Here is a 14794-nt window from a genome sequence, read left to right as displayed (position 1 = left end):
ATGAAAAGCGTGGTCGCAGGGATGATGGCCGGTTTCCTTGCCTGTGTCCCGTTGGCACCGGCAAGGGCTCTCCCGCGCGTGGCTTCGCTTAATCTCTGCACCGACCAGTTGTTGCTGCTGCTGGCCGAACCGGGCCAGATCGTCGGTATTACGCCGCTCGCCCGGGATTGCTGGAGCGCGGTGCTGTGCGAACAGGCACGACAGGCTCCCGTATTGCGACCCACGGCGGAAAGCATCGTGGCATCCCATCCCGATGTCGTGCTGGGTGGCATCTATACCGCGGCCGTCGCGATGCAGGCGGGGCGGGAAGGGGGCGCACAGGTTGTAGCCCTGCCACCCGCCAAATCCCTGACGGATATTCCGGTCCAGATCATGACGGTCGCCAACGCCATCGGCGTTCCTGAGCGTGGGCAGCAACTGGCTATGGCCTTTGCCACGCGCCTGGCCTCCCTTTCGGTCGAGCCTGGTTCCACCGATCCCACAGCAGCCGTCTATGCGGCCAACGGCTTTGTCACCCATAAGGGCTCGCTTCCGGATGATGTCCTTGCCCATGCCGGCTTTCGTAATTACGCAACGATCATGGGGCACCAGTCATCTTCCCGTTTTTCCATGGAACTGCTGATTGCACGGCCACCCGATCTCCTGATCCTTGACCGTTCGGGGAAGGGAACGTCCCTTGCACAGTCCATGCTGGATCACCCGGCGTTGAAGCAGGCCTTTGCCGGGCCGCATCATCTGGATCTGCCCGCACGGCTTTGGTTGTGTGGCCTGCCACAGACACTGGATAGTGTCGTCATGCTGCGTAACGCACGGCACAACCTTGAAATGTCCGCCCCATGAAACCTGCCCATCAAACCATGCTGCTGAACGTCATGCTTCTGGCTGGTGTCATGGGGCTGTTTGTTACCTCGCTCATGTGGGGAGAAACCCGCATCATGTTTTCACATGCACTGGCGGACCTGCTGGCCGGGCGGCATACCGCAGGCGCGATCATTGTGGAGCGCCTGCGCCTGCCGCGTACCCTGCTGGCCATCCTGGTGGGCGGGACGCTTGGCCTGTCGGGGGCGGTTCTGCAGGGCTATCTACGCAATCCGCTGGCCGATCCCGGCATCCTGGGGGTATCAGGTGGAGCGGCACTTGGGGCGGTCAGCGTGTTCTATACCGGCCTCATGCAGGTGTCCATCGCGGCCCTGCCGCTGGGTGGGCTGACGGGGGCACTGTGTGCGGCGGCCGTGCTGATGGGACTGGTGGGACGTGGTGGCACGCTGGTGCTGCTGCTGGCGGGGGCTGCACTCAGCAGTTTTGCCGCAGCCCTGACAGCACTGGTGCTGAACCTTGTGCCCAGCCCCTATGCGTCATTCGAGATCATGCACTGGCTCATGGGGTCATTGACGGACCGGACCTTTACCCATGTCTGGATCTGCCTGCCGGGTGTGGTGTGTGGCACGCTGCTCATGCTGTCCGCGGGGCGTGCGCTGGATGCGCTGACATTGGGGGAGGATGTGGCCGCAAGCCTTGGCTTCCAGCTGCATGGCCCGCGCGGCGTCCAGACGCGTATCGTGCTGGGCGCGGCGCTAGCCGTCGGCTCATGCGTGGCGGTTTCAGGAGCGATCGGCTTTGTGGGGCTGGTGGTGCCGCATCTGTTGCGGCCGCTTGTGGGATATCAGCCATCGCGTCTGCTCCTGCCGTCATTTCTGGGGGGAGGCCTGCTGCTGCTGCTGGCGGATATGGTGGTGCGTGTGGTGGCGGTCGGGCCTGAACTGCAACTGGGTGTGCTAACGGCACTGGTGGGCGCACCGGTTTTCTTCGCCCGCGTCATCATGCTGAAAAGAACCGTGTCATGATCCTGCTGCAGGCACGCGACGTGTCGCTCCGGCGCGGGGATCGGGCTGTCGTCTCGGCCGCGTCCCTGACCCTTGCGCAGGGACGGGTCATTGGCCTGATCGGGCCGAATGGCGCGGGGAAAAGTACCTTCATGCGCCTGCTGGCGGGGCTGGAGGCACCCGATCATGGGGATGTCCGGATTCTTGATCGCAGCATGGGCCAGATCTCTTCCGCGCTGCGCGCCCGGCAACTTGCCTTCATCCCCCAGGACGGGGGGACGCCGCCACCCATGCCGGTGCGTGCGCTGGTCGCACTCGGACGCCTGCCGCATGGGCAGGCGGGCGACCATGCCGTCCGTCACCCGGCGGTGGGCCACGCCCTTGATGTCACCGGCTTGCAGGACCTGTGCGCCCGTCCGGCCAGCCACCTGTCAGGCGGGGAGCGGGCTCGCATGAATCTGGCGCGTGCGCTGGCGACCGATACGCCGGTCATACTGGCGGACGAGCCGATTGCGGCGCTCGATCCCGCTCATGCCCTGTCCATGATGCATCTGTTCCGCCAGCAGGCAGGGCAGGGAAAGGGGATCGTCGTCGTGCTGCATGATCTGGTTCTGGCGACCCGTTTCTGCGATGAACTGGTGCTGATGGATGATGGCGCCGTCATCCGCCATGGCCCGGCCCTGCAGGTGCTGGATGATGATATCATGCGCGTCGTGTACGGCGTAACGGTCCGGCGGGTCGAGGACGCGGTCCTTCCGTGGTCCCTGTGCCGCTAACGTGTGCGGCCCGCTGGGACATCCTGCCCATGACACCTTGCGTCCGGCCGCTCGGTTCGGGCACAATGTTGTCTTATCAAGTCGATGGTCCCACGCGAGTGGGTTAATAGGGAACGCCGTCACGCTCCGGCCGGGTCATGAACCCGGGAGCCAAGTCGGAGGCTGCTCCCGCAACTGTAGGCGGTATGCCGCCGGTTCATTTCACCCGGACGGGGTGAGTCACTGTTTCCGAAAAGGAAATGGGAAGGCAGAACCGGCTGGCCATGATCCGTAAGCCAGGAGACCTGCCATCGTCATATATCAAGCCGTCGGACGGGATGTGCCGAAGGCGGGAGAAGCTTAATGCCGGTATGGCAGAAAGCCGCGTGCCATGATGGCACGGCCGAAGGCGTGCCTGCGCGCCAGTATTCCATAGATCACTTCCCGAATATCGCCAGACTGCTTACGGCGACACTTGGTTTTCCCGATGCTGATGAGATGCGTGGGGTGCGATGCCAGCACGCGGCAGGCATTTCCCATATCGCTACGGCCAATAGCCCATGGCGGGACAGAGTTGTGCAGACTGCCCGCATGTTTGGCGTGGGCACCGACAATACAGTCACAGCCTGTGATCCGATGCACGGCAATTACAGAAAGCCCATCCTCAGACCGGGGCAGGCGTTCCATCTTGCGCGCAACTGGCCCCGCGACGCATTTCTTGCAGCGGAACAACTGGGTATCAGCACCCGGCCTGTTCTGCTGGGGCCGGTCAGTTTCCTTGCGTTATGCGGCATGACAAAGGGAGACAGTGTCGGCCAGGGACTGATGCGCCTGCTACCCGCCTATATTGAATGCTTCGAACAACTGAACAACGCGGGATGCTTCTGGATCCAGATTGATGAGCCAATCCTTGCCCATCCTGGCCTGCCCGCAGCCACGCTGACCCATATGGATGTTGCCTGGCATGTCCTCAGTGAAGCATCAAGGGGCACTTCACTTGTTCTGGTCGGAGGGAGCGGGGGCTTCGGGCGACATCTTCCTTTCGTGCTGCAGCTACCTTTTGGCGGCCTACATGTGGACGTTGTGCATGGCTATCGCGATTTCCCGTATGTCCTGCAGCATTTCCCGGCGCATCACTGGCTCTCGCTGGGGCTGGTCGATAGCTGCAGCGCGGCGCCTACCCACATCGGCATGGCGCACGGCATCGTGGAACAGACGCTGCGTTCGCATCGACCGGATCGTCTCATGATCGCGCCATCGGGTGCGCTAAGTGACAGCAATGCCCTGACCGATCCGGACATTACGAACGTCCTGCCGCAGAAAATGTCCGAAATCGTGGCCGTAGCCAGCCGACGCACGATAGCACGTCGCAGCGCATCCATCCGCGACTTTTGCGAAAATGATATCCGTTTTGTCCCATGCGCTGATAACAGCGTGAGACATTGAAAATATCATGACAGGAAATACATCGGAAACAGCCGCCCTGGATGGGGCTGCTTTGCCACAACAGGACATCCGTCGTGTCCGCAGCAATCCGGATTTCTGGTATCCGGTTGCATGGTCTCGCGAGCTTCGTCGGGGCAGGGCGATTGGCGTACGGTACGCGGGGCAACCCATCGTGGTGGTCAGGCCCGAGGCCGGGGCCATCTTTGCGCTGGATGATGTTTGCCCCCACCGGCAGTTACCACTCAGCAAGGGAGAAGTGTGTGGAGATTTCATTCGCTGTGCATACCATGGACTGAAATACAGTCGGCGTGGCCAGTGTTTTTCCCCCGGCATGAAGCTGGAAAACGAACCGCCACGACTGCGGACATGGGCATGCCGCGAGAAGGATGGTCTCATCTTTGTGTTCATGGGGGATCTGGAAAAATCCGATAGCATTGCGCTGCCGGACTTTCCACGTGTCCGTGACCCCCATTACCGTACCCGCCGGTTTGGAAAAGTCGTGCAATGTCACTACAGCTTCATGCATGAAAACCTGATGGACATGAACCACCAGATTCTGCACAGCCGACTGGTCGGAAGCATGAAGCCACGGTTTCTAGGCATGGATCGGGGTGAGGATTTTGTGGAGGCCCGCTATACCTTTGCCCGCACGTCTGGCAGGCAGCCGCTGAGCGAGGCTCTGATTTACGGGCAGCGTCGCAAGGATGGCCGGGATTTTGCCTATCGGGATGTCATGACCATCCGCACGCAGTATCCCTATCAGACATTGCGGATCGAGACGGAGGGGATTGATGAACCGGTCATGGAACTGTGGATTGCATATGTGCCACAGGACCGGGAAGAATTGATCAACCGGGTATTTGGCCTGCTCTCCATACGCAGGTTGAAAATACCATTTTTACTGGATCTGGCGTGGCCGCTGCTGATCGCCTTTACGGAGCGTGTTTTCACAGAAGATCGCGAAATTGTTGAACTGGAGCAGCAGGCCTGGCGGGAGCAGGACGGCGACCGGAATCAGGAGGTCTTTCCAGTTATCATGGCGCTGCGCCAACTGCTTATCCAGAATGGTATGCCGTCCCAGAAAGATATCGGATAATAAACTGATAGATGCCCATGCCCCGTCTCAAGGCGCATGGGCATCTTCTCCTGACCAGGCACCACGCAGATCAGGTGCTCATTTTGCAGTTCGGGCCGATATGACCGCTATAAGGAAGCCATGTCTGTGTCTGTCCGAACATCGGAATCCCGAGATAGCCCCGTAACTTGAGTTGTCCGGACTGGTTAACCCACATGCGCGCTTGATACACATGATTGGTATTGGGGTCGAGAATGGACCCGTTCCACCGGTCTGGTTGATCCGGATCCGGCACGAAGTCCCGCAGCATGGGCAACCCACATTCCGAACGGCCCGTCTGGTCGCGTGGGATGTCATTACTATAGTTCAGGCCAACCAGCTTTCCACACAGATGGTCGCCACACCGTGTGATCTCGAAAACACCCTTGTGATTTCTGGTGACCCATTGCCCCAGAACGGCGGGCGGAACTGTTGTCGCTGGAGGAACTTGTGCGTGAACAGCAGCCCCTCCAATCATGATACTGAGTATTAGCGAGACACAGGTTGCTTTTTGCGCAATATTCATGATGTGTCTTTCGTCGCTTCGTACATGACTAAAATTATGGAACATCGGCGGATCTATCGGAGAATTCGGATCGAAAAGCGCATGATTGATGCCCCGAGATGCGCGCCATGGGAATGAGCGGCGAGGGTGCTATCTACGCCATGGACGTTTTCCATGATAGCCTTGTCGCGCCTGCTGCCCATTGCTGCACCGGCTTGAAGGGCCCAGTAAGGGTCTTCAGCAACATGCGGGCGTTTCAGGCCGGTTGTCAGAAACGCGCCGGTCCCGCGATGCTGCATCACGATGTTTCCGCCAGAAACAGGAAACATGGGGGGCATTGATCGGCCGCATTGGTCTTCCCATGACGCATGGGAAATCTCCTGCCTTCGGTGCATCCCGCCCGACGACGTGGTTTGCAGACGATGGCAGGTCTCCTGGCTCACGGATCATGGCCAGCCAGTTCATGCCTTCCCATTCCCCAAGGGAAACAGTGGCTCACCCGCAGGTGAACGAACTGGTGGCATACCGCATACAGTTGCGGGAGCAGCCGCTGACTGGCTCCCGGAACAGAATTGTCCAGCCAGAGCGTTACAGCGTTCCCTTTTAACCCGCTCGCGCGGGGCCATCATCAATCAAGGGTCTCATTCCATTATGCGCGAAGTGAGAGGAACGCCCAATTCCTCGAAACGCGATGCCGGCCTGCATGGAACGAAGAGCTTGTTGATGCCAATCAAACTTGTCGCTCCGATCCAATAAGTGTAGGTCACTCAGTGTCTTCATCTTCGAAACACGCGGGCGGGGATACGCGCCCGCGCGTTAGCCACTATGTTATCAATCAGGCGTTCGGGCTTGATGCGCTATACAAGTGCATGGCGGCGTCACGCGCGCCAATTGTCCATTGCGCGGAAATATAGGCCTGAAGCAAGGCCATGAGCGCCTCGACCCCGTGCGTGTCCGATAAATCGCGGGCTGTATCCACATAGGCGAGAGCTTCTAATAGCAGGGGCGAAAACAGTTCCTCAAGATAGTCGCCCCGCGCCTTCGGCGCAGCGGGTAATCGGCCAGCGGAAGGTACCAGACGTAGGAATGTTTCAAATCCATCCGCACGAATGCGGTCTTCCGGATTGGGGGCAGGGAGTTCAGTCTTGGCTATTGCCTGAATTACATCTTCCCGCAGAGGTGCGGATTCCATAAGGCGGGATACCGAGACAGAACGCTGACGTCGCCGCTGTTGTATGAGAATAAAATCAGGCGAAGGGACGGGAGAGGCCATTTTTCGTTTCACCGGGAATCGGAGCGGATTAACTGGAAAGATCTGCATCGGACAGGCCTTCTTGAGTCAGGATGCGAGCATCCTCGTCACGCCATGCCGCGATCATGTCTGGGTTCTGACTGAGCCATCCAATTCTCTCGGCACAATATACAGGAACTCTGAATTTCTGGCCGCGCTGATTGTTCAGGATTGTTCCTGTCTGGTGCAGGCGCCCGTCTCGTGTCCAGAAAAGACGCTCCTGGTTGGTGATCCCCAGAATCCGTCGAACCTGTCGCGGCGTAAACGGACGAAAAGACAGCGCGGTGATCTGTTTTTCCACCGAGCTGGCAATAGCCTCCAGAGCATCTGTCCTTTCACGCATAATGGCGGCTATAAAGCGGGCGAAAAGCTGTTTTACCTCTGGCAGCCGCAGGCGAAGGGACGAGGATTGATCCAGACAGGCCGCAATAAGCATCCGAATTGCAACAACCGGCTCTGGCTCCGTAATGGTCGCCATTAGGCGCGACGCAATGGAAGGGGGTACCATGCTCATATCTGTGTTCATGGATATTTCTTTTTATCAGAATAAAACGTAGGTACCTGTGTCCTGGGGTCAGGAAAGTACATGCGAATTATAAGCCGCAGGCCGCGAGGTCTGTTGCTAAGGTTGCCTTACGAAGCCGGGATTCATTCAAGCACAGGCTAACGATCCGCATACATATGGAGGCTTGATAGATATATCGATACGCAAAAGAACGCGTCATAGCTGATCTCCTGTCACCGGTCGGTCCCGCCCGGTAGCACGGTTTGCGACGGTAGCAGGTTTCCTGGCTCACGGATCATGGCAGCTCGGTCCTGTCTTCCCACTCCCTTACTGGAAGCAGTGACCCATCTGAGCGGACATCAGATGATCGGATCCGGCTACATACCGCCTACAGTTGCGGGCGCAGCTACCGACTGGCTCCCGGATCATCGCAGATCCCGCCAGAGCTTACGGTATTCCCTATTCATCCGCTTGCGCGGCACTACCGACATAAAAGCTGGTCGCAATATGCGTCAGATTTCGTGATCTACGCAATATGGATTTTCTAAAAACCTGCGATGAAAGAGCATGGTATCCTTCACACAGACGGGAAGCTGGCAGACTTGCACTGCTCGCGGGCGTGCGTCACACTACCTCTACATCAAAGGCCCCGTGCGAACGGGTTAATAGGGAACGCCGTGCGTTCTGGCAGGACTTATCAGGGTCCGGGAACAAGTCGGTGGCTGCCCCCGCAACTGTAAGCGGAGAGATACCGGATCGTATGTCCTCTTAACAGGACCCGTCACTGGCTATGATCAACAGGCCGGGAAGACAGAACCGATATCAAGGACCCGTAAGCCAGGAGACCTGCCTTTGTGACGTAACCAGTTCTATCGGGCGGGGCGCCCGACAGACGGAGTGGCGATCATGTCTTTTGTTTTATCTGCTGCGTTTCCCATCCAGCGTGTTCTTTCCAGACCTGTTCTAAAAAATTACATCCATTGGCCAATGGCGTGTCGCGGGTCTAATCCCGTCAAACGCTACAAGGGGAACATGAGAAATGCGTACATATTTTGGCGGCAACCAGCGAAATGGCACAGGTCGATCTTATTTCGGATCGGAGAGCCTGACTCCCGCACAGAAACGGGCCATTCTGTCCCTGCCGAAAGACGGGGGGTATGGAACCTTGCTGGATGGAGGAAGCATCAGATCATCTCTCGTACTGATGGGCTTTATTGCAGGTGGATGTTCTGCGCGATGGGGGATGGGGCGTTCCCGCCTTACCGCACGCGGTCGGGAACTGCGACACAAACTCGAAGGCTGCGGATCTTAAAATCCTGTCGGCAGTATGCGTTGTGAGATAGGAACAGAGAATTTCTACGATACAGAGATCGCCGACCGGTTGGTCCACGGACAAATTTTCAGCGTTCACCATGACTTTATTTCGTGTCTCCGTCGTGAACTCCGGGACAGGAGAAAGACGCATCGACTCACCTGCCGGCGCTAAAAAAGTGACTGCGTCAGGCACGGATCACGCTATCCATCTGTCGCCAGGTCCAGCAGTGCTTATCATTTTCTATTCTTTATGACCCCGTACAGTCAGGCATGTCTTGACTCACTGATTCATACCCGCGAGTTCTATAAAATCGCGTAAATATTGAATGTCTTCATCCGTCTCGCGATGACCAAGAAAGATCTGTTTCGCAATACCGTTTATACCAAGTTTAACAGGATAAAGCTCAAAGCGAGAGGCATATTCTTCGACAAGCCATCGTGGAAGTGCTGCAACACCGCGGCCATGTGATACCATGACAAGCATGATATCGGTCGTTTCTATCTGCTTCTGCTGTCGCGGGGCTATGCCTGCGGGTTGCAAAAACTGAGTATAGATATCGAGGCGCTCTGACGGTACGGGGTATGTAATCAGTATTTCGCCAATGAGCTGATCTGGCAAAACATACTGTGAATTTCGCAAAGGATGTTCGGGGCCTACAACTAGTACCAGTTCATAGTCAAAAACCGGCGTAAATTTAAGGCCTGGCTTGTAGAGCGGATCCGGGGTCACAAGAATATCGATCTCGTTGCTGAATAGCGCACCTATTCCGCCAAACTGAAATTTCTGGCGCACATCTACATCTACCTTGGGCCATCTTTCCAGATAGGGCGACACTACTTTCAAAAGCCATTGATAGCAGGGATGACACTCCATCCCGATGCGAAGCGTTCCGCGCTCGCCAAGGGCGAACTGTTCAAGCCGATCTTCTGCCAGCGTGAATTGTGGAAGGAGACGGTTGGCAAGAGACAGGAGCCACTCTCCCGCCTGAGTGAGCACGAGAGAGCGTCCTTCACGTTGCCATATCTTCACGCCAAGCTGGCTTTCCAGCTTGCGGATGGAATGACTAAGCGCAGGCTGGGTCAGATTGAGGCGCGCTCCTGCAGCCGTCAATGAGCCTTCGCGCGCAACTTCCTGAATGATCGCCAAATGGCTGCGCTCAAGAATACTCATGTTCTACGCACCATATATGATTGCCGTTTATACATCTATGAAAACATATCATTTTTCTTCATATATCCGAAACCCTATCTTCCAGAAGCCATACATCATCTGGATAAATCTTCATGGTTACGACCCATAATCTCGGCTTCCCTCGCATCGGCTTCAAACGTGAACTCAAGTTCGCCCTTGAAGCTTACTGGAAAGGCCAGTCTTCCCTCGCCATGCTGGAGCAGGTTGGCACGGAACTACGCTCACGCCACTGGCGGGATCAGGCTGGTCTGGATTTCGCACCGGTCGGTGATTTTTCCTTTTACGATCAGGTGCTGGACACGAGCTTCATGCTTGGAAACCTGCCCACCCGTGTGCGTGACTTCCATGGTGACCAACTCGATAATTATTTCCGGGTTGCCCGCGGTCGCTCGGCAACGGTTGTTGAAGAAAAGCCCGGATGCTGCGGCGGTGTCGCCGCCGGTGAAATGACTAAATGGTTCGATACAAACTATCATTATATCGTTCCGGAATTTGATGCCGAGACGACGTTTACCCTTGATGCTTCGCGGTTGCTGAGCCAGTTGGACGAAGCGCGGAAGCAGGGTATCCGGACGAAGCCGGTCATTATCGGCCCGATAACCTATCTTGCACTCGGTAAGGCCAAAGATGGTTCGGACAAGCTGGATCTGCTGCCGCGACTGTTGCCCGTATATGCCAGACTGCTCGATGCGCTTGCTCAGGCGGGTGCCGGATGGGTGCAGATCGATGAGCCGGTTCTGGTAACGGAACTGGATGCATCGTGGCAGAACGCTTTCGTGCAGACCTATCAGGCGCTTGATACCCGCCGGGTCAAACTGCTGCTGGCCACGTACTTCGGTCAGCTGCGCGAAAATCTGGCCCTGGTGAGCAGGCTCCCCGTGCAGGGCGTGCATCTCGATACCATTAATGCGCGGGAGGAGGTCGCTGAACTGGTCAAGACGAGCCCGCCAGATCGGATAATTTCCCTCGGGATCGTCAATGGCCGAAATATCTGGAAGACGGACCTGGAAGCGACGCTGGACTGGCTGGAACCTGTGGCAAAGCTGCTGGGAGACCGGCTCTGGATCGCGCCGTCCTGTTCCCTGCTGCACGTGCCTGTGGATCTGGCGGCCGAAGAGAAGATGGACGCCGAGATCAGCTCGTGGCTGGCTTTTGCCGTGCAGAAGCTGGACGAAATCCGCGTGCTGGCCCTTGCTCTTGACCGGGGGCGTTCTGCTGTGACGTCAGAACTGGTTACCAATCGGGCTGCGCTGGACTCACGCCACAGTTCGCCCCGCGTAAACAATCCGAATGTAAAAAAAGCCATTGCGGCCATCACTGAATCGCTTGGCCGTCGGATGAGTGAATTTGGGGCTCGCGCAGCAAAACAGGCCGCACTGCTGCAACTGCCGCTTTACCCGACCACCACCATCGGCTCTTTTCCCCAAACCAGAGAAATCCGTCTCGCGCGCAGTCAGTTCAAATCCGGAAAAATTGACGAAGGAACATATAAGGCAACCATGCGTCGTGAAATCGAACATGCGGTGCGCGAGCAGGAAAAGCTGGGTCTGGACGTGCTGGTCCACGGCGAGGCGGAACGCAACGACATGGTCGAATATTTCGGTGAGCAGCTTGAGGGGTATGTGTTCAGCCAGAATGGATGGGTTCAGTCCTACGGTTCGCGCTGTGTGAAACCGCCGATCCTGTTCGGAGATATCAGCCGCCCCAAGGCAATGACGGTAGAGTGGATCAGCTACGCAGCATCCCTTACCGATAAACCAATGAAAGGCATGCTGACTGGGCCCGTCACGATTCTTAACTGGTCCTTTGTCCGAGATGACCAGCCCCGCTCGGCCTCATGCTTTCAGCTTGCGCTCGCCATCCGGGATGAGGTCCTGGATCTGGAAAAGGCTGGCATTCGCATCATCCAGATCGACGAGGCTGCCTTGCGTGAGGGCCTGCCGCTGCGCAAATCGCAATGGCGGGACTATCTGACGTGGGCGGTGGAGGCCTTCTGCATTGCAGCCAATGGTGTCGCTGATGAAACCCAGATCCACACACATATGTGTTATTCAGAGTTCAACGACATTATCGCCGCCATTGCTGCCATGGACGCAGACGTTATCACCATTGAAACCTCGCGCTCCGACATGGAGTTGCTTGATGTCTTCGAGACGTTCAACTACCCGAACCAGATTGGACCGGGGGTCTACGACATCCACTCACCCAACATCCCCACCGAAGCGCAGATGGTTACTTTGATCGAGAAAGCGAATGAGCGCATTCCAGCACAACGTCTGTGGGTGAATCCGGATTGCGGGCTCAAGACGCGCCAGTGGAACGAGGTCATCCCGGCACTCGTCAATATGGTACGCGCGGCCCGCACGCTGCGGGAGAAGTCGGCCTGAACCGCAGACTACACGTGGCGGACGCTGCAGTCGGGTGATTGTATCAAAGCTGTGACCATTCCCTGACGATAACATGAGAGACTGGTCGCACGTCACCGGAAAGCAATGCGTCTGACCGGCTCTCGCTATCAGGGACCGGGAAGACGCCCGGCATAGCTTTCGTCCATTCGTACTTATCGGTACAAAGCCATTGTTGGCATAACAAAACTTATGAGGCATATTGTGTCCAAGGGGTATTATGCACATTGACGAGCATAGCTTTATTTCTGAACATGAAACATGCAAATGCGATGACAGGAAGACTTGCGGTTGTTGAAGCGTAACGCTCGTAATCTTTAACGAGCCTACGACAACGTGTTGCCCATGCGAAAGATCGCTCGACAACCATCGGCGCGGCAGCAGGACAAAGCCACGTGTGGATTCGAGCAACCTGACGACCTCAAGGGATATCCCCTGGGCCCGTACTGTCCCGGTAGGTTTCTCGCCGGTATATCCCTGATCGACATAGGCCAGTTCAACGCTCTCGTCCGTCGCATCCTGAATGGCGGCGGCACGACGCCCCTGAACGGGGGGATCGAAAGCACGGCAGCGGCAGCGGCCGCGCTCAACCAGCTGTCCACGGGCACGCTGGTGGTCAGGAGTTTTTAAAATATTTAAGTGATGGTGCTGGAACTGGCAATACAAGCACTGTTATCATTAAAAAAGTAAATTGACCACTTCCAATAAACAGTCGACATGCAGGAACAGTATATCCGCTCGAGAAACTACCCACTGAGTTACAGAAGAAGTATCCAGAGAATGTTAAATTTAATAAAAATGGATGTTCAAATTTCTCGCCGCATGCTAGGAAGTCGATAACTATCGATGGTATGAATGGCGATTATAGTCATGATGCTAGTCCGACTAATAAAAATTTAGGCTATATTAGAACCCCTTTTGGATACACGTGGCATCATGTTGAAGACGATGAAACCCAACGGACATACATCAAGCAGTCCGCCATACCGGGGGGATCATCTATTTTTAGGTATAGAAACTAGGAGCTAACATGATTGATTTAGGTAACGCATCAAGGGAAATAAAAAATGAAGATATATTAGAGGTGGAAAAAAATATAGGTGCAAAATTTACACCTGAATATAAATATTTTATAGAAAATCATAACGGATCGCGCCCAGAATATAATATATGCAAGGTGTCAAATAATTGTTCTTGTGGTGTAGATAGATTTATAGATATAGACAACATTCAGAAGAGTATAGAAACTTTACAAGACAGAGAAGTGTCTAATGATTTTTTTCCATTTGCAGATGGAGAGTCATCTAATTATTTTATGATGAAAAAGAATGGTGAGCCAGATGTATATTTTTATGATCATGAATTTATGGGAAAGGAAGCTTTAATCCATGTAGCTTCCTCCTTCGATATTTTTTTAAATATGTTACGGAAACGTTCTACTTTAGATGTGGTATTGAAACCAGGGCAAGTAAAGCGCATATGGTCGGATCCGACATTTGTGCCGAAATTCGAAGAAGAATAGTCGTGTACGTTCTAGCAGCCCGTCGGGTTGGGCATTTTGCGGCTGATAACGCCGAGGGTAACCTGGCTTATGCTGTTTGAAGTCGTGCCATTCTCTTGCAGTTGTATGCGAGCGCAACGAGGGTCCATTCGGTCGTGACTTTTGCAAGACCACGCAGACTGAACCTTCTGAAGCCCATGATACTTTTGATAATTCCAAAGACCGGCTCCACGGTCTGCTTGCGTCGTCTGTAAAGATCTCCGGCTTCTGTAGTTTCCAGCCTGGCCTTCATGGCAAGCCGCCAGGGTTCGGTTATCCGGCGTGGCTCCCTTTCTGCGGGCCGGGGTCGGAAGTCGTAAGCCCTGCGGGCACGAGGCCGCCCAATGGCGACCAGCGGATCAATGCCTTTTTCCCGCAGTTTCCGGACCGCCTGTCCGCTGGCGTAACCGGTATCGGCAAGCACCTTCTCCGGGAGGCCGATTGTGTCTTCCATCGACAGCACCGTGTCCGCAAAGGAGGGCGCGTCCGCTGACGTGGCGACAACGCCGGTTGTCACGATCAACTGGCTGCCTTCGGCGCAGACTACGGCCTGAGCATTGTAAGCCTGCCGGAATTCATGGGCGTCCAAGCGCCGCATGAGGCGGCTGTCGGGATCAGTCAGGCTGATCTGCCGGTCGGATGGCGGTTCCTCATCAGGCGANTTTCGGCGCCCGGCCACGACGCCCTGTTTTCGCATCATAAGCGGCTTTCTTCTTCTCGTAGGCCGGACGCGCCGTTTCAGCCTGCTTCCTGGCATCAGCTTCCAGCCGGGCGCAGGCTTCGTCCAGCTTCGCTTTCANGTGTTTCCCGTCGGGCAAGCTCTTCCGGCAATGCCTGCGGATCGCTGTCTGTGGCATCCGCGTGCTCCGCCTGGTCCATCAGTTTCGCGATATCCACCGTCAGC

Annotated in this window: 12 protein-coding genes, 2 pseudogenes and 4 riboswitches (1 of these 18 only partly in view); of the genes and pseudogenes, 7 read left to right on the top strand and 7 right to left on the bottom strand. The window is 56.1% G+C overall.

The features are described 5' to 3' along the window. The 5 genes from NJLHNGOC_RS09685 (at nucleotide 1) to NJLHNGOC_RS09665 (ending at nucleotide 5120) form a co-directional block, all read left to right on the top strand. A complete protein-coding gene (locus NJLHNGOC_RS09685) occupies nucleotides 1-840 on the top strand; it encodes an ABC transporter substrate-binding protein (protein ID WP_113596191.1) in 840 nt (279 codons plus the stop codon). A gap of 17 nt (nucleotides 841-857) precedes the next feature. Then, nucleotides 858-1844 carry a FecCD family ABC transporter permease gene (locus NJLHNGOC_RS09680; protein WP_372380121.1) on the top strand — a complete coding sequence of 329 codons (987 nt, stop codon included), beginning with the start codon at nucleotides 858-860 and terminating at the stop codon, nucleotides 1842-1844. Continuing rightward, nucleotides 1841-2599 carry an ABC transporter ATP-binding protein gene (locus NJLHNGOC_RS09675; protein ID WP_007396782.1) on the top strand — a complete coding sequence of 253 codons (759 nt, stop codon included), beginning with the start codon at nucleotides 1841-1843 and terminating at the stop codon, nucleotides 2597-2599. Before NJLHNGOC_RS09680 ends, NJLHNGOC_RS09675 begins: the two co-directional genes overlap by 4 nt. A gap of 68 nt (nucleotides 2600-2667) precedes the next feature. Beyond that, nucleotides 2668-2905: riboswitch (cobalamin riboswitch) on the top strand. A gap of 36 nt (nucleotides 2906-2941) precedes the next feature. Next, nucleotides 2942-4024 (top strand): uroporphyrinogen decarboxylase/cobalamine-independent methonine synthase family protein, encoded by a 1083-nt coding sequence (locus NJLHNGOC_RS09670; protein ID WP_039998451.1) that lies wholly within the window; start codon nucleotides 2942-2944, stop codon nucleotides 4022-4024. 7 nt (nucleotides 4025-4031) lie between these two features. Then, on the top strand, nucleotides 4032-5120 hold the full coding sequence (locus NJLHNGOC_RS09665) for an aromatic ring-hydroxylating oxygenase subunit alpha (RefSeq protein WP_102325944.1): 1089 nt from the start codon (nucleotides 4032-4034) through the stop codon (nucleotides 5118-5120). Between the two features lie 70 nt (nucleotides 5121-5190). On the opposite strand, the gene NJLHNGOC_RS09660 is transcribed toward NJLHNGOC_RS09665, so the two are convergent. The 5 genes from NJLHNGOC_RS09660 to NJLHNGOC_RS09635 form a co-directional block, all read right to left on the bottom strand. Next, a complete protein-coding gene (locus tag NJLHNGOC_RS09660; protein WP_237701063.1) occupies nucleotides 5191-5664 on the bottom strand; it encodes a DUF2147 domain-containing protein in 474 nt (157 codons plus the stop codon). 53 nt (nucleotides 5665-5717) lie between these two features. Continuing rightward, a complete protein-coding gene (locus NJLHNGOC_RS09655) occupies nucleotides 5718-6086 on the bottom strand; it encodes a hypothetical protein (RefSeq protein ID WP_227000946.1) in 369 nt (122 codons plus the stop codon). Continuing rightward, a riboswitch (cobalamin riboswitch) is annotated at nucleotides 6051-6285 on the bottom strand. It overlaps the preceding gene by 36 nt. Nucleotides 6286-6478: 193 nt before the next feature. Beyond that, on the bottom strand, nucleotides 6479-6964 hold the full coding sequence (locus tag NJLHNGOC_RS09650) for a hypothetical protein (protein WP_014106877.1): 486 nt from the start codon (nucleotides 6962-6964) through the stop codon (nucleotides 6479-6481). Next, a complete protein-coding gene (locus NJLHNGOC_RS09645) occupies nucleotides 6945-7460 on the bottom strand; it encodes a hypothetical protein (protein ID WP_193713745.1) in 516 nt (171 codons plus the stop codon). Before NJLHNGOC_RS09645 ends, NJLHNGOC_RS09650 begins: the two co-directional genes overlap by 20 nt. A gap of 235 nt (nucleotides 7461-7695) precedes the next feature. After that, a riboswitch (cobalamin riboswitch) is annotated at nucleotides 7696-7940 on the bottom strand. Nucleotides 7941-8066: 126 nt separating this feature from the next. After that, nucleotides 8067-8307, top strand: a riboswitch (cobalamin riboswitch). 726 nt (nucleotides 8308-9033) lie between these two features. Beyond that, on the bottom strand, nucleotides 9034-9924 hold the full coding sequence (locus NJLHNGOC_RS09635; protein WP_026018853.1) for a LysR family transcriptional regulator: 891 nt from the start codon (nucleotides 9922-9924) through the stop codon (nucleotides 9034-9036). Between the two features lie 113 nt (nucleotides 9925-10037). Here NJLHNGOC_RS09635 and metE point away from each other — a divergent pair, with 113 nt between their 5' ends. Continuing rightward, the gene (metE, locus tag NJLHNGOC_RS09630; RefSeq protein WP_113596189.1) at nucleotides 10038-12332 is read left to right on the top strand and encodes a 5-methyltetrahydropteroyltriglutamate--homocysteine S-methyltransferase; all 2295 of its coding nucleotides are present in this window, start codon (nucleotides 10038-10040) and stop codon (nucleotides 12330-12332) included. A 208-nt stretch (nucleotides 12333-12540) separates the two neighbouring features. Here metE and NJLHNGOC_RS09625 read toward each other — a convergent pair. After that, nucleotides 12541-12893 (bottom strand): annotated as a pseudogene (locus NJLHNGOC_RS09625) (transposase); the annotation flags it as partial. Nucleotides 12894-13380: 487 nt separating this feature from the next. On the opposite strand from NJLHNGOC_RS09625, the gene NJLHNGOC_RS09620 reads away from it, so the two are divergent. After that, on the top strand, nucleotides 13381-13872 hold the full coding sequence (locus tag NJLHNGOC_RS09620; RefSeq protein WP_113596188.1) for an SMI1/KNR4 family protein: 492 nt from the start codon (nucleotides 13381-13383) through the stop codon (nucleotides 13870-13872). Between the two features lie 67 nt (nucleotides 13873-13939). Here NJLHNGOC_RS09620 and NJLHNGOC_RS09615 read toward each other — a convergent pair. Then, a pseudogene (locus NJLHNGOC_RS09615) lies at nucleotides 13940-14794 on the bottom strand (IS1182 family transposase); it runs 499 nt beyond the window's last position.

Origin of the sequence: Novacetimonas cocois (assembly GCF_003311635.1) — a bacterium.
Classification (GTDB): domain Bacteria; phylum Pseudomonadota; class Alphaproteobacteria; order Acetobacterales; family Acetobacteraceae; genus Novacetimonas; species Novacetimonas cocois.
This window is presented reverse-complemented; position numbering and strand designations above follow the sequence as displayed.

What these genes read in the sequence shown, in the direction of transcription:
- NJLHNGOC_RS09685 (WP_113596191.1), top strand. Translation starts at nt 1, where the DNA reads ATGAAAAGCGTGGTCGCAGGGATGATGGCCGGTTTCCTTGCCTGTGTC.
- NJLHNGOC_RS09680 (WP_372380121.1), top strand. Translation starts at nt 858, where the DNA reads ATGCTGCTGAACGTCATGCTTCTGGCTGGTGTCATGGGGCTGTTTGTT.
- NJLHNGOC_RS09675 (WP_007396782.1), top strand. Translation starts at nt 1,841, where the DNA reads ATGATCCTGCTGCAGGCACGCGACGTGTCGCTCCGGCGCGGGGATCGG.
- NJLHNGOC_RS09670 (WP_039998451.1), top strand. Translation starts at nt 2,942, where the DNA reads ATGCCGGTATGGCAGAAAGCCGCGTGCCATGATGGCACGGCCGAAGGC.
- NJLHNGOC_RS09665 (WP_102325944.1), top strand. Translation starts at nt 4,032, where the DNA reads ATGACAGGAAATACATCGGAAACAGCCGCCCTGGATGGGGCTGCTTTG.
- NJLHNGOC_RS09660 (WP_237701063.1), bottom strand. Translation starts at nt 5,664, where the DNA reads ATGAATATTGCGCAAAAAGCAACCTGTGTCTCGCTAATACTCAGTATC.
- NJLHNGOC_RS09650 (WP_014106877.1), bottom strand. Translation starts at nt 6,964, where the DNA reads ATGCAGATCTTTCCAGTTAATCCGCTCCGATTCCCGGTGAAACGAAAA.
- NJLHNGOC_RS09645 (WP_193713745.1), bottom strand. Translation starts at nt 7,460, where the DNA reads ATGAACACAGATATGAGCATGGTACCCCCTTCCATTGCGTCGCGCCTA.
- NJLHNGOC_RS09635 (WP_026018853.1), bottom strand. Translation starts at nt 9,924, where the DNA reads ATGAGTATTCTTGAGCGCAGCCATTTGGCGATCATTCAGGAAGTTGCG.
- metE (WP_113596189.1), top strand. Translation starts at nt 10,038, where the DNA reads ATGGTTACGACCCATAATCTCGGCTTCCCTCGCATCGGCTTCAAACGT.
- NJLHNGOC_RS09620 (WP_113596188.1), top strand. Translation starts at nt 13,381, where the DNA reads ATGATTGATTTAGGTAACGCATCAAGGGAAATAAAAAATGAAGATATA.